The organism is Solidesulfovibrio fructosivorans JJ], from assembly GCF_000179555.1.
GTDB classification, from domain to species: Bacteria; Desulfobacterota; Desulfovibrionia; order Desulfovibrionales; family Desulfovibrionaceae; genus Solidesulfovibrio; species Solidesulfovibrio fructosivorans.
Map to the genome: position 1 here is coordinate 1 of NZ_AECZ01000038.1, position 13180 is coordinate 13180.

Sequence of the window (13180 nt, forward strand, 5' to 3'; positions counted from 1 at the left end):
TCCCCCTCTCGCATCATCCCCCTCTCCTATACAACGCCCATGCGGGCGTAGTAGCCGCGGCCGCCGCGTTCGATCAGCATGATGACCTGCCGGTTCATGCGCGAGAGGTACACGGCCCGGGTGAATTCCTTTTGTCCGGCCAGCTTTTCCCCGCCGATCTGCACCAGCACATCTCCCGGGCGCAGGCCCAGTTTGGCCGCCGGCGAGCCGGGCGTGACGCCGGTGACGGTGACGCCCTTGCCGACCGAGACGGAAAGTCCCCAGCGCTGTCCGGCCACGGCCACGGCTTCCTTGTCCGTAAAGGCCGTGGGCACGGCGGAAAGGCGCGTTTCGCCCTTGCCGCGCCGCACCGTCAGGCTGAGCGCGTCGCCCACGGGCGAGGTGCGCAGGATGCCGAGGTACTGGTCCTTGTCGTCGATGTCCGTGTTGCCGACGGCGGTGATGAGGTCGCCGCGGCGCAGCCCGGCCTTGGCCGCCGCCGAGCCCTCGGCCACTTCGGTCACGAGCATGCCGCGCGGCCGGTCCAGCTCGAAGTAGCGGGCCAGGCGCGCGTCCACGTCCTGGCCGGACAGGCCGAGCCAGGCCGGGGTCACGCCGTGGCCGCCGACGATCTGTTCCACCACACGGCGGGCCTTGTTGATGGGGATGGCGAAGCCGATGCCCTCGGCCCCGGCCTGGATGGCCATGTTGATGCCGATGACCTCGCCGGCGAGGTTGACCAGCGGACCGCCGCTGTTGCCGGGATTGATGGCCGCGTCGGTCTGGATGAGGTTGGCGTAGGCCCCGCCTTCGTGTTTGAGCGAACGCCCCACAGCCGAGATCACGCCCGTGGTCACGGTGTTGGTGTAGCCGAAGGGGTTGCCGATGGCGATGGCCGTCTCGCCAATCATGATGTCGGAGGAGTCGCCCATGGTCGCCTGGGGCAGGTTCTTGCCGCCCGTTTTGAGGCGCAGCACGGCCACGTCGAAATCCGGGTCCGAGCCGACGAGGGAGGCGTCGAGGACCCGTCCGTCGAGAAGCCGGGCCTTGATGGACGCGCCGCCGGCGATGACGTGGGCATTGGTCAAAACGAGTCCCTTGGCCCCGTCGATGATCACGCCCGAGCCCAGGCTTTCCTGGGTCTCGCGCTGGGGACCGCCAAATCCCGGTCCGAAGAACTGGCGGAAAAACTCGTCATTGAAAAAGGGCCCCATGGCCGGGCCCCGGCGCTCCACGGTGCGGGCGGCCGTGATGTTGACCACGGCCGGGGCCACGGCGCGAACGGCCGTGACCACGGGCGTCACCCGGGCCTCGCGCCCGGCCAGAGCCGGCGTCGCGGCGCACACGAGGGCCAGAACGCAAAAAGAAAACGGGAAAAGACGTCGCACGAAAAGCCTCCGGGCGGGAAATGCGAAAGGAAAGGGAAAACGGCGGAAAACCGGCCGTCAGTTGATGGGAATACGGCGGCGCAGGCGTTCGGGCCGGACCTTGGGCACGACGATCTCCAGCACCCCGTCCTTCATCACGGCCGTGATCTCCGCCCGGGACACGCCCTTGGGCAGGGCGAACCGACGGCAAAACGGACCGTAGGAACGTTCGAGGATCTGGTACACGCCGCAGGCATCCTTTTCAAAGGCCCGCCGGCCCTCGACCACCAGAAACCGGCCCCGGGCCTCCACGGAAACATCCTCGCGGGCCACGCCCGGAAGTTCCAGCACGACGCGGAAATCCTCGGCCGTTTCCATCACGTCGGCCACCGGCTGCCAGGCATAGGCGGCCTCTTTCATGCCGGCCGGTTCCAGGGCGATGCCCTCGGCCTCCGCCCGGATTTCGGACAGGGCCATCCACGGGCTCCAATGCAGCTTGGCCATGCGCGGCTCCATTTAGCCGGGGGAAACCTCCCCGGGCTTTTGCATCAATCCTTGACCGAACGTTTGCCGGCATCCCACTCGGCCTGGGGCACGGCTTCCTCGACGAGCATGATGGGAATGTCGTCGCGCACCGGGTAGACAACGCCGCAGGGCTTGCAGGCAAGGCCTTCGCCCTCGCCGAGAACCGTAAGCTCGCCCTTGCATTTGGGGCAGGCCAGAATGGTAAGCAGATCGGGATTAATGGTCACAGGGCGTCTCCTTTGCGAGAGTGTGGGCCAGTGATAGCCAAATCGAAGGCCGGACGCAACGGAGGTTCACAATGTCGCCGCGCCGGGCTATGCTGACTTCATGGCGCTTATTGACCTGCACACGCATTCCACGGCCTCCGACGGCACGTTCGCCCCCGGGGACCTGGTGGCCCTGGCCGCGCAAAAAAACCTCGCCGCTGTGGCGCTCACCGACCACGACACCCTGGAGGGACTGGCCGAAGCCCGGACCGCCGGCGAGAGATACGGCGTGGACGTGGTGTCCGGAGTCGAACTGTCCGTGGCCGACGGCGACAGGTCGGTGCATCTGGTGGGCCTTTTCCTGCCCGACGCCCCCGGCCCCCTGGCCGAGGCGCTGGCCTACCTGCGCAGCCGCCGCCACGACCGCAACCGCCGCATCCTCGACAAGCTGCGCGAATGCGGCATTCCCATCGAATACGACACGGTCACGGCCCTGGCCAGGGGAGCGGTCGGACGGCCGCACATCGCCCAGGTCCTCGTGTCCATGGGCGCGGTGACGAGCTTCAAGGAGGCGTTCACCCGCTACCTCGGGACCTACGGCCGGGCCTACGTGCCCAAGGACAAGCTGACCTTCGGCCGGGCCGTGGAGCTGATCCACGGCGAAGGCGGGCTGACCGTGCTGGCCCACCCTTACATCCTGGGGCTGGCCGGGCCGGCGCTGGCCGAGACGGCGGGGCGCTACCGCGATCTCGGGCTCGACGCCATCGAGGCCTTCTATCCCGAGCACTCCCAGGCCCAGACCCTGGAATATCTGGCCTTGGCCCGCAAGCTGGGACTCGGCGTGTCGGGCGGCTCGGACTTTCACGGCGACGCCAAGCCGGAAATCGAGCTGGGGCGCGGCCGGGGCAACCTGCGGGTGGACATCTCCGTCCTGGACCTGCTGCGGGCAAGGCAGGCCAAGCGCCAGGCCGGATTGGCCCCGGACGAAGAAAAAGGGCTTGACCAACCCCCCGGGGCAATGTAAAAAGCGCCTCTTCCCTATCGGAGGTCAAACCCATGTACGCAATCGTTATGGCTGGCGGCAAGCAATACAAGGTCCAGGAAGGGGCCACCATCACCGTGGACCTGCTTCCGGCCGAAGCCGGCTCCCAATACGTTCTGGACAAGGTGCTGCTGGTTGGCGGCCCCGAGGTCAAGGTGGGCGCGCCCTATGTTGCCGGCGCGGCCGTGACCTGCGAGGTTGCCGGGCACGTCAAAGGCAAGAAGATCATGGTCTTCCACAAGCGCCGCCGGCAGGATTCCCATAAAAAGCAAGGCCATCGCCAGAGCTACACCACGCTTAAGGTGCAGTCCATCCAGGCCTAGGCCGCAGTTTTAAGGAGCCCCGACATGGCACATAAAAAAGCGGGCGGCAGTTCCAGAAACGGCCGCGACAGCGCCGGACAGCGGCGCGGCGTCAAGCGCTTCGGCGGCCAGCAGGTCGTCGCCGGCAACATCCTGGTGCGCCAGCTCGGCACCAAGTTCCACCCCGGCGAGGGCGTGGGCATGGGCCGCGACTACACCCTGTTCGCGCTGGTCAACGGCGTGGTGAAGTTCGAGAAGTACCTGCGCAACAAGCAGGTCAAGACCCGGGTGCTGGTCGTACCGGCTTCCGACACCACCCAGTAGCCTTTCGCGCGTATCACGCCTTTTTTTCTCGGGCGGGGGGTTATCCCCTCGCCCTTTTCGCGTTGGGCGCCGCGTTTCCGTCCGGGCGGTTGCCCTTTGCGCGGGGGATGCGTAGTTTTATGCTCAAGCATCCGATCCCTAAACGGTTCGGCCGAATCGGCCGATAGGGCTAGGACGGAGGTCCCATGGCGGAACAGGGGCAGAAAGCCAACATCATCATCAAGCGGGTGAAAAAGGTCGCGGGCGGCGCCCACGGCGGCTCGTGGAAGGTCGCTTACGCCGACCTGGTCACGGCCATGATGGCCTTTTTCCTGCTGATGTGGCTTTTAAACATGGTGCCCCAGGAAAAAAAAGAACAGCTCGCCTCCTACTTCAACGACTTCAGCCTGTTCCAGAACCCCGGCCCCTCGTCCCAGCTGCTCGATTCCGGGGGGCTCGGCCCGCCGGCCGTCGTCGTCGGCAGCCAGGACGAACGCCCGGACGTGGCCATCGACCGGGGCGGCAAGGAGCCCTCCGGCGGCGCGGGGCAGGATACCGGCGACCTCGACGGCGGCAAGCGCCTCGAGGCCAAGCGACGGGCCGAAGCGGCGGCCAAGGCCGACGCCGCGGCCAAGGCCCTGGAAGGACAGCTCGAACAGGCCCTGCAAAAGGACGTCCCGGAGCTGGCCGGCCAGGTGTCCGTCACCCAGAGCAACGACAAGGTGCGCATCGAGATCATGGACAAGGCCGACCGGCCGCTGTTCGACCTCGGCGGCGTGACGCTTTTGCCCGACGCCAAGCGCATCCTGGCCGCCGTCACCGACGTCATCAAAAAGGAAGGCGTCAAGGTGGCCATCGAGGGCCATACCGACGCCTACCGCTATTCCGGCACCTACACCAACTGGGACCTTTCCGCCGGTCGGGCGCTCGCGGCCAGGCGGATGATGATCCAGCAGGGCCTCTCCCCCGACCAGGTGGCCGCGGTTACCGGCTATGCCGACACCAGGCCTTATGTTCCCGGCAATCTGTACGATCCGAAAAACCGCCGCATAAGCCTCCTGCTCTACCGGCAGCCCAAACCCGGCGAGAAGGCCGTCGGCGGCGTGGGTGGCGCGGGCGGCGCGGGCGGCGCGGGGAGCCCCGGCGCCGACGACGGCACAGGCGGCGTGGAAAAGAGCAAGGCCGTGGTCACGCCCAAGACGCCGAGCGTTGGCGATGTCCTGGAGCAGCAGATCGACAACCTTTACGACCGGTCGACCGAGAGCCAGTTCTAGGCGCGGCGACTCCAGGGCGAAACTATGTTCGCAATCATCGGCATCCTCATCGTCATCGGCTGCATCCTGGCCGGTTTCATCCTGGAAAAAGGCAATTTCGATCTGCTTCTTTCGGCCGCCCCGCCGGAAATGCTCATGATCGGCGGCGGCGCGCTGGGCCAGCTGGTCTTAAGCGCCCCCAAGGACGTGCTCGGGGCCACCTTCAAGGGCGCGCTGTCCATCTTCGGCGGCATGACCACCAGCAAGGCCTACTACCTGGAGCTTCTCACCACCCTGTCGGGGCTTTATATGAAAATCCGCCGCGAAGGACTGGTGGCCATCGAAAAAGACGTGGAACGGCCGGCGGAAAGCCCCATTTTCAGCAACTTCGCCAAAAACAAGAAAAACCACGAAGTGCTGACCTTTATCTGCGACACCATGCGGATATTCTCCACGGTCAATATCGAAGCCCACGAATTCGAGAGCATCATGGACGCGGACATCGAAGCCACGGTGCACGAGGAGCTCGTCCCGTCCCACGCCATTTCCAAGACCGCGGACGCCCTGCCGGGCCTTGGCATCGTGGCCTGCGTGCTCGGCGTCGTTCTCACCATGGGCAAGATCAACGAGCCGGCCGAAGTGCTCGGCCACAGCATCGGCGCGGCGCTGGTCGGCACGTTTCTCGGCGTGCTCATGGCCTACGGCTTCGTCGCGCCCATCGCCACCAACATCGAGCACCGGGCCAAGGAAACCGAGGCCATCTTGCTGACGGCCAAGGCGTCGCTGACGGCCTTCGTGGGCGGCAACCCGCCGCCCGTGGCCCTGGAGGCCGGCCGCCGGGCCATCCCCATCCACAAGCGCCCCACCTTCGAGGAGCTGGAAGAGGCCATCAAGATCAGCAAGGGCAAGTAGCGCGCCGCGAAAGCCCGGTCGGCCTTCAGCGCAAATAGACGGGCAGGACGATGTCGGCGCAGGGAATGGGAAAGGCCTTGGCCGCGATGTCGGCCACCACGCCGATATCGAGCCAGTATTCCTCGAAGTAGCCGTCCGCGTTGTAGGCTTGCGCCTTGGCGGCCAGAAAGGCCACGTCGCCGGTAGCGGCGGTCACGGCCAGATCGAGGATCAAAAAAAGCCGCTTGGCCAGGGCGTCATCCTTCTCAAGCTTCGGGCAGCCGGTCGCCGCCCGGGCCGGATCGTATTCCACCGAGGCCCGGACCACGGTCTGGCCGGGATCGCCCGCGAACGTCTCCCAGACCACGTTTTTCACGCAAGGAGAAACGGCGAGCAGCGCATCGAGGGTCAGCCCGCCGACCCCGAGCGGCCGCCAGTTGCGGGCCGCCTCCTGGGCCTTGGGCGCAAAACAGCCCGCCACGGCCAACACCGTGAGCAACAAGACAGGCAGCATCGGCATCCGTTTCATGCGATTCCCCGTCATTGCGGTGAGGCTTTTTCCCTATGGGTCGGTTGACGGCCGGCGGACGGGGGAGCGGCCGCGCGCGGCGCATATTCGAAGAATACGCCTTCGCGTTCGCTCCCCCGTCCGCCGGCCCAGGCCACCCGCGCCATATACGGGAGCGATCCCTTGCGTACGCTACGTAGTGGGATGCTCATAACTCTTGCCCCGTATGCGGTCTTCCCTCCCCCCGCATATGATCTTCTCTTGCAAAAGGATGAGGAATCAAGCCGTCCCCATCGAATACAACAACGCCTATCAAACCATAACAGATCGTTATGATTCAACTTTAAGCGTTATCCCCGTTGAAAGTTTTTGAAGGGGGTCCAGGGGGAAACTTTTTTCAAAAAGTTTCCCCCTGGCCGCCGGAGGCGTTTCTTCTTCGTCGCCGCGTTACGCGGGGGGGCGGACTTCGACGCGGTTGCGGCCGCCGCTTTTGGCTTGATAGAGGGCCGCGTCGGAAGCGGCGAGCAGCGCTTCTGGCTCCATGTCCTTGTTGGGAACGATGCCCGAGATGCCGATGCTGACGGTGATGATTTCCGACACCGGGGAACTGGCGTGTTCGATGGCCGCCGCGCGCACGTTGCCCCGGATCAGTCCGGCGATGGACAGGGCCCCGGCCAGGTCGGTGCCGGGCAGCAAGGCCACGAACTCCTCGCCGCCGTAGCGGGCCACGAAATCGCCCGGCCGCTTCAGCGCCGCCTCGATGGCTTCGGCCACTTGCCGCAGGCACAGGTCGCCTTGCAGATGGCCGTAGGTGTCGTTGTAGTTCTTGAAAAAGTCGATATCGATCATGAGCGCCGAAAGCGGCATGCCTTCACGCCGCGCCCGCAGCCATTCCTTGTGGAAGACGTCCTCGAAGCAACGCCTATTGGGCACGCCGGTCAGCCCGTCCTGGTTGGAGAGCTGTTCGAACTTGCGGGTGAGCGCCTCGAGCTCGCGTTCGCGGGCCTTGCGCTGATCCATCTCTTCCTTGAGCCGCAGGGCCGAGCGGACCCGCGCCCGCAGCTCCATGCTGTTGACGGGCTTGGCCAGAAAATCCATGGCCCCGGCCTCGAAGGCGCGCTCCAGGCTGCCGGCCTCGTCCTTGACCGTGACGATGATGACGGGAATGTCGCGAAGGCGCGGATCGGCCTTGATCAGCCGGGTGGCGTCGATGCCGTCCATGTCCGGCATGACCACGTCCATGAGCACGAGGTCCACGTCCGGGGCATCGTACTTGCGGCACCGCTCGTCGAGCAGGGCCAAGGCCTCGCCGGCCGAACCGGCGCATAACGGCTCGACGTAGCCGGCCCCCTTGAGAATGGTGGACAGCAGCAGGCGGGAAGAGTCGGAGTCGTCCACGATCAGGATGTTCATGCCGATCCCGGTGCGTGTTGCCTGGCCAAAAAACACACGGCGCACGCCGCGCGGCTATGCCGGAGAGACGCCCGCCGACTGAAGCGGCGCGAACGTCGTGACGTGATCCGGCAGGCCAAACACAGTACCTGTCACGTTTTGCATCATGCCCCAACAGGAGAAAAAAGCAACCATCAGCCGGCCTGGCCTCCCGCTGCGGCGCGCACGCGGCCGGCCAGACGCTCCATGGTGTCCCTGTCCGTGAAGTCGAAACGCAACGGCGTGAGCGTGACGTAGCCTTCCGTGAGAATGGCCCGGTCCGTATCGGGCGAGAGCGCATCGGGGGGAATGACGCCGGTCAGCCAGTAATAGTTCCGGCCGCGGGGGTCCTGGCGGGTGACGTACCAGTCGTTATAGACGGCGGAGGTCGGCGGGCACAGCCGCAGTCCCTTGACCTCGTCCACCGGGCAGGACGGAAAATTGAGGTTGAGCACGCAACGCGGCGGCGCGACCTCCCAGGGACGGTTGGCCAGAAAATCGGCCACATAGCGGCCTTGCCCGGTCAGGTTCACCGGGGCGTAGTCGTCATGGGACACGGCCACGGCCGGGTAGCCCATGAGCGCCCCTTCGGTTGCGGCCGAGACCGTGCCGGAATAGATGATGTCCACCCCGACGTTGGCTCCGGCGTTGATGCCGGAAACGACCACGTCCGGCGGGGCCGGGCACAGGGTCGTGAGCGCCAGCTTGACGCAGTCGGCCGGCGTGCCGGAAACGCCCAGGCCCTTGAAGCCGTTTTCCGAAAATTCCTTGACCCGAAGCGGCATGGCGATGGTGATGGCGTGCCCCACCGCCGACTGTTCGGATATGGGCGCGACGACCGTGACCTCATGGCCGGCGGCCACGAGTCCCTTGTAGAGGTCGCGGATGCCGACGGCCTGGATGCCGTCGTCGTTTGTCAACAAAATGCGCATGGCAACTCCCCCGGAGCGTTTCCCCCGGCCGTGGCACTATGCCCAAGGCAGCCGGGATTGACAACCGCCCCGCCGCCGGGCAATTTTCTTTCTTTCCGCAACAGCAACGACACCACCGTGACCCAAAAAACACAGTTCATACAGGACCTCGTCCCGGGGCAGCCCGCCGCAGACGTGTTCCTCCTCGGCGCGGCCCGGCTTGGACAAGCAAAGAACGGCCCCTTCTGGACACTCGTCCTCCAGGACGCTTCCGGCGAGATCGAAGCCAAGATATGGAGTCCGGCCGCCCAGTCCTACGCCGACCTGGCCGCCGGACAGTTCGCCTTTGTCGAGGGACAGGTCGGAGCCTACCGCGACCGGCCGCAGGTCAACATCGAGCGGTTGCGGGTGCTCGCGCCCGAGGAATACACCCCGGACCTGGCCCTGTTCGTGCCCTCGAGCGACGAACCGCCCGAAGGGCTGCTGGAAAAACTCACCGAACTGTGCCGGGCCGAAATATCCCACGCCCCCTGGCGCAAATTCTGCGCCAAGGTCCTGTCCCACCCTGATTTCCGGGACAAGCTCATCGAAGCGCCGGGCGCGAAAAACGTCCACCACTCCTACCGGGGCGGTCTGCTCGAACATACGCTTTCCGTGGCCCAGCTGGTCCTTTCCATCTGCGACCGCTACCCGGCCCTGGACCGCGACACCCTGCTCGCCGCCGCCGTGTGCCACGACCTGGGCAAGGCCTGGGAACTCACTTCCGGCCCGGCCCGGGACTACACCGACGCCGGCCGGCTGCTCGGCCATATCGTCATCACCCTGGAACTGGTCGAGCCGCTGCTCAGGAAATCCAACATCGAGCCGGAACTGGCGCTCCACTTCAAGCACATCCTGGTGGCCCACCACGGCGAATACGAATACGGCTCGCCCCGGCGGCCCAAGACCGCCGAAGCCTTCGTGCTGCACTTCGCCGACAATATCGACGCCAAAATGAACCAGATCTTCGGCACCTTCGAATCCGAGGACCCCGGGCAATGGTCGCCCTACGTGCGCACCCTGGAACGCTACCTCTACAACCCGCCGCGAACGCCGCGCGAAACCCCGACCAAAAACAACAAGCCCCGGGAAAAGGACGCCCAATGTTTATTACCTTTGAAGGCATAGAAGGCTCGGGCAAGTCCACCCAGATCACGCTCCTGAAGTCCGCCCTGGAAGCGACCGGCAAGAGCGTCGTCACCACGCGCCAGCCCGGCGGCTGTCCCCTGGGGGAAACGCTGCGCTCCATCCTGCTCTCCACCCAGACCAAGAACCTGGACCACCGGGCCGAACTGTTCCTCTACCTGGCCGACCGGGCCCAGCACATCGCCGAGGTCATCCGCCCCGCCCAAAACGCCGGACACATCGTCCTGTGCGACCGGTTCGCCGATTCCACCGTGGTCTACCAGGGCTACGGCCGGGGCCTCGACGTGGCCATGCTCCACGAACTCAACGACATCGCTGTGGCCGGCGCCTGGCCCCAGCGCACCATCCTCCTCGACCTCGACCCGGAACAGGGCCTGCGCCGCGCCCTGGCCCGCAACCTCAAGACCGGCAACTGCGCCACCGAAGGCCGGTTCGAAGCCGAAGACATCGACTTCCATACCCGCATCCGCGACGGCTACCTGGCCCTGGCCAGCCTGCACCCCAGACGCTACGCCGTCATCGACGCCACCCCCGACGTCGCCACCGTGGCCAAGGCCGTCTGGGCCGCCGTCTCCAGCCGTATGAGTGAATAGGTTTAAGAAAGGAACCGGGGGGAAACCTTTCTTGCAGAAAGGTTTCCCCCCGGGCCCCCCTTCCAAAGACTCTTAACGATAACAGCTTGTCACCGTTAGAAGTTTTTGGGAGAGGAGAGCGCGAGAGGGGAACCCTTTTTTCAAAAAGGGTTCCCCTCTCGCATTTTCCTTCCTCTTCCCACAAGGTGCTTAAGGCACGAACGAGTGCCTGATTGCGCGCGGGGAAAGCGGACCGTAAGAATAGGGAATCTCCCGGTACAACATTGGAGGTTCCCATGAACATTCTGGCCATAAACGGCAGCCCGCGCAAGAAATGGAACACCGCCACCCTGCTTGAAAACGCCCTCGAGGGGGCCAGGGAAGGCGGCGCGGATACCAAGCTCGTCCACCTGTACGAGCTGGACTACAAGGGCTGCATCAGCTGCTTCGAGTGCAAGAAGATCGGCGGCAAGAACTACGGGCGCTGCGCGGTGAAGGACGGCCTGACGCCGCTTCTCGAGGAAGCCTGGCAAGCCGACGCGCTCATCTGCGGTACGCCGATCTATTTCGGCGCGGAAACCGGCATGATGCGGTCGTTTTTCGAGCGCCTGACCTTCCCCTACCTGACCTACACCCCGGGCTACGCGTCACTTTCCACGCGCAAGATCCCGACGGCCCTCGTGTACACAATGAACGTCCCCGAGGAAGAGATACCCAAGTGGGGCTACGACATCTTCATGAAGCGCATGCGCGGGTTGATGGCCCACACCTTCGGGGCCTGCGAGCTGTTTTGCTGCACGGACACCTATCAATTCTCGGACTATTCCAAATACCTGTCCACGGTCTGGGACGCGGCGGCCAAGGCCAAACGGCACGAGGAAGTCTTTCCCAAGGACTGCGAAAAAGCCCGCGAACTCGGACGGCGGTTGGCCCAGGGGTTGCCCGCCTAGGGCCTCGACGCCTTAAGAGTGAAAGAGAGAACCGGGGGGAAACCTTTCTTGCAGAAAGGTTCTCCCCCCGGACCCCCTTTCCAAAGACTTTTAACGATAACAGCTTGTCACCGTTAAAAGTCTTTGGGAGGGGAGAGCGCGAGAGGGGGACCTTTTTTTCAAAAAAGGTCCCCCTCTCGCATCTCTTCCTTTTCAGGAACGGCGCAGGCGGCGGTCAAAGTCGAACTCCCGCGAGGTGACGTGGTCTTCGAGACGCCGGATGCGCTTATCCAGCCGGTCGAAGCGGCGCTTGACCCGGGCCAGGGCATGGGTGCGCGACGAGACGTAGTCGTCGTAAAAAGCCCGTTCCTCGTCGGAGTCAGGAGGCAGCACGGGCTCGGGCTTGATGACGAAACCGGCGATCAGGTAGGCCCCGACCATGGGCCACACGCCCGTGAAAAAGGTCAGGATAACGATAAAAACCCGCATCCAGAAGACCGGCACGTCCAGAAAACGGGCCAGCCCCTTGCACACGCCAAGGAACATGCCGGAGCGGGAGCGGTAGAGCTGGCTTAAGCGCAACTGGCTGTAATGCCTCATTGTCCGTCCTCCCTGCCGCGCCCCGGATCGAGCACCAGGGCTTCGAGGTTTTCCACGCGGTCTTCCAGCCGGGACAGACTGCGGTGGATTTCCTGGAGCAATTGCGCCTCCTCGGCATCATTGCCCCGGGGCTTGGGCGCGCCCGGGCGGACCAGCCGGATGCCGAGCAGGAAAATGGTCCCCAGGATCACCAACCCGACCACCGTGGCTCCGGCCATGACCAATGCCGTAATCAGTCCCATCATTTTCGTTTCCTTATTGCCCTTCTTACCGGCAAGGCTTCCACATTCCCCCGCGCCCCCGTGAAAGTTTTTCGGGGAGGGGGTCCGGGGGAGGGACCTTTTTTCAAAAAGGTCCCTCCCCCGGCATCCTACTTCCTCCCCCCGGTCTCGCCGAGGCGGCGGTCGAAGTCGAATTCCTTGGAGGTCACGTGGGATTCCAGGCGGCCGATGCGCGCCTCGAGATCCTGGGCCCGGTCGCGCACGGTACGGGCCTGCGCGTCCAGCCGGACGCCGGTGACGTCGATGGTGCGCGGCTCGGCCGCGTATTGCGGTTCAGGGCGAAGGAGCAGCGCGCAGGCCAGATAGATGATCAGCGCCGGCCAGCCCACGGTGAGAAAGAGCACCACGAAAAAGGCCAGCACCACCCAGGTCGGCAGCCCGAGCCAGCCGGCGAGCCAGGCGAAGCCGCCGCTGAAAAGGCCTTCGCGGCGGGGACGGCCGCCCCGGTCGAAGCCTGGGCGGGGAGGGCTTACGATGCGGCGGCTGTCCCGCCGTCCGCTACAGCAACCACGGTTTCTCATGACTTGCCTCGCTTGTCCGCGTCCCGTTCCATCAGGGTCTCCAGATTGCGGACCCGGTCTTCCAGCCGCGACAGGGTGGATTGGACCTCTTCCAGCAGGGCCACGGCCTCGGTGTCGGCATCGCGTCCGGCCCGCTCCACCCGGTCACGGCGACGGCGCAGGGCGGCGATGGCCGCGATGACCACCACGATGAGCAGGATTTGCCAGAGGAAATGGCCGCCCCCGTAAAAAAATGCATGATGCCCGTACACATTTTCTCCTTCATGCGCCGGCAACGCCCGCCGGCTGTATCGTCCCAGGCTGACCTTCCCTTTCCCCCCCGTCAAGAGGTCCGGGCGACATCACGTTCCCGAACCCCCTTTGAAAGTTTTTGA

Annotated in this window: 18 protein-coding genes; 8 read left to right on the forward strand and 10 right to left on the reverse strand. The window is 65.0% G+C overall.

Annotation, left to right across the window (positions count from 1 at the left end; translation table 11 throughout):
- Positions 1-26: 26 nt before the first annotated feature.
- The 3 genes from DESFRDRAFT_RS17935 to DESFRDRAFT_RS17945 are packed head-to-tail and all read right to left on the reverse strand — an operon-like array spanning position 27 to position 2098.
- Positions 27-1367, reverse strand: a complete 1341-nt coding sequence (locus DESFRDRAFT_RS17935; protein WP_005996320.1) for a trypsin-like peptidase domain-containing protein — start codon at positions 1365-1367, stop codon at positions 27-29.
- 57 nt (positions 1368-1424) lie between these two features.
- The gene (locus tag DESFRDRAFT_RS17940) at positions 1425-1850 is read right to left on the reverse strand and encodes an Hsp20/alpha crystallin family protein (RefSeq protein ID WP_005996321.1); all 426 of its coding nucleotides are present in this window, start codon (positions 1848-1850) and stop codon (positions 1425-1427) included.
- A gap of 44 nt (positions 1851-1894) precedes the next feature.
- Positions 1895-2098, reverse strand: a complete 204-nt coding sequence (locus tag DESFRDRAFT_RS17945) for a Trm112 family protein (RefSeq protein ID WP_005996322.1) — start codon at positions 2096-2098, stop codon at positions 1895-1897.
- Between the two features lie 100 nt (positions 2099-2198).
- On the opposite strand from DESFRDRAFT_RS17945, the gene DESFRDRAFT_RS17950 reads away from it, so the two are divergent.
- The 5 genes from DESFRDRAFT_RS17950 (at position 2199) to motA (ending at position 5889) form a co-directional block, all read left to right on the forward strand.
- Entirely contained in the window at positions 2199-3101 is a 903-nt protein-coding gene (locus tag DESFRDRAFT_RS17950) for a PHP domain-containing protein (RefSeq protein WP_005996323.1), read from the forward strand.
- A 32-nt stretch (positions 3102-3133) separates the two neighbouring features.
- Positions 3134-3442: a 50S ribosomal protein L21 gene (gene rplU, locus DESFRDRAFT_RS17955; protein ID WP_005996324.1), complete on the forward strand. Its 309-nt coding sequence runs from the start codon at positions 3134-3136 to the stop codon at positions 3440-3442.
- 24 nt (positions 3443-3466) lie between these two features.
- Positions 3467-3745 (forward strand): 50S ribosomal protein L27, encoded by a 279-nt coding sequence (rpmA, locus tag DESFRDRAFT_RS17960; RefSeq protein WP_005996325.1) that lies wholly within the window; start codon positions 3467-3469, stop codon positions 3743-3745.
- Positions 3746-3930: 185 nt separating this feature from the next.
- Positions 3931-4998, forward strand: a complete 1068-nt coding sequence (locus DESFRDRAFT_RS17965) for a flagellar motor protein MotB (protein ID WP_005996326.1) — start codon at positions 3931-3933, stop codon at positions 4996-4998.
- Positions 4999-5022: 24 nt separating this feature from the next.
- Complete coding sequence (gene motA / locus DESFRDRAFT_RS17970) at positions 5023-5889, forward strand: flagellar motor stator protein MotA (protein ID WP_005996327.1); 867 nt, start codon at positions 5023-5025, stop codon at positions 5887-5889.
- Between the two features lie 25 nt (positions 5890-5914).
- On the opposite strand, the gene DESFRDRAFT_RS17975 is transcribed toward motA, so the two are convergent.
- The 3 genes from DESFRDRAFT_RS17975 to surE all read right to left on the reverse strand — a co-directional run bounded on the left by DESFRDRAFT_RS17975 (position 5915) and on the right by surE (position 8739).
- Positions 5915-6397, reverse strand: a complete 483-nt coding sequence (locus DESFRDRAFT_RS17975; RefSeq protein ID WP_005996328.1) for a hypothetical protein — start codon at positions 6395-6397, stop codon at positions 5915-5917.
- A gap of 426 nt (positions 6398-6823) precedes the next feature.
- A complete protein-coding gene (locus tag DESFRDRAFT_RS17980) occupies positions 6824-7789 on the reverse strand; it encodes a diguanylate cyclase (protein WP_005996330.1) in 966 nt (321 codons plus the stop codon).
- A gap of 173 nt (positions 7790-7962) precedes the next feature.
- Entirely contained in the window at positions 7963-8739 is a 777-nt protein-coding gene (gene surE / locus DESFRDRAFT_RS17985) for a 5'/3'-nucleotidase SurE (RefSeq protein ID WP_005996333.1), read from the reverse strand.
- Between the two features lie 117 nt (positions 8740-8856).
- On the opposite strand from surE, the gene DESFRDRAFT_RS17990 reads away from it, so the two are divergent.
- The 3 genes from DESFRDRAFT_RS17990 to DESFRDRAFT_RS18000 all read left to right on the forward strand — a co-directional run bounded on the left by DESFRDRAFT_RS17990 (position 8857) and on the right by DESFRDRAFT_RS18000 (position 11425).
- On the forward strand, positions 8857-9885 hold the full coding sequence (locus tag DESFRDRAFT_RS17990; protein ID WP_043795268.1) for a 3'-5' exoribonuclease YhaM family protein: 1029 nt from the start codon (positions 8857-8859) through the stop codon (positions 9883-9885).
- On the forward strand, positions 9861-10496 hold the full coding sequence (gene tmk, locus DESFRDRAFT_RS17995) for a dTMP kinase (protein WP_005996336.1): 636 nt from the start codon (positions 9861-9863) through the stop codon (positions 10494-10496). Before DESFRDRAFT_RS17990 ends, tmk begins: the two co-directional genes overlap by 25 nt.
- 275 nt (positions 10497-10771) lie before the next feature.
- A complete protein-coding gene (locus tag DESFRDRAFT_RS18000; RefSeq protein ID WP_005996338.1) occupies positions 10772-11425 on the forward strand; it encodes a flavodoxin family protein in 654 nt (217 codons plus the stop codon).
- 192 nt (positions 11426-11617) lie between these two features.
- On the opposite strand, the gene pspC is transcribed toward DESFRDRAFT_RS18000, so the two are convergent.
- The 4 genes from pspC to DESFRDRAFT_RS18020 all read right to left on the reverse strand — a co-directional run bounded on the left by pspC (position 11618) and on the right by DESFRDRAFT_RS18020 (position 13057).
- Positions 11618-12004 (reverse strand): envelope stress response membrane protein PspC, encoded by a 387-nt coding sequence (gene pspC, locus DESFRDRAFT_RS18005; RefSeq protein WP_005996340.1) that lies wholly within the window; start codon positions 12002-12004, stop codon positions 11618-11620.
- Positions 12001-12249, reverse strand: a complete 249-nt coding sequence (locus DESFRDRAFT_RS18010; RefSeq protein WP_005996342.1) for a hypothetical protein — start codon at positions 12247-12249, stop codon at positions 12001-12003. Before DESFRDRAFT_RS18010 ends, pspC begins: the two co-directional genes overlap by 4 nt.
- A 125-nt stretch (positions 12250-12374) precedes the next feature.
- Positions 12375-12806 carry a PspC domain-containing protein gene (locus DESFRDRAFT_RS18015; RefSeq protein WP_005996344.1) on the reverse strand — a complete coding sequence of 144 codons (432 nt, stop codon included), beginning with the start codon at positions 12804-12806 and terminating at the stop codon, positions 12375-12377.
- Positions 12803-13057: a hypothetical protein gene (locus DESFRDRAFT_RS18020; RefSeq protein ID WP_005996347.1), complete on the reverse strand. Its 255-nt coding sequence runs from the start codon at positions 13055-13057 to the stop codon at positions 12803-12805. Before DESFRDRAFT_RS18020 ends, DESFRDRAFT_RS18015 begins: the two co-directional genes overlap by 4 nt.
- Between the last annotated feature and the right edge of the window lie 123 nt (positions 13058-13180).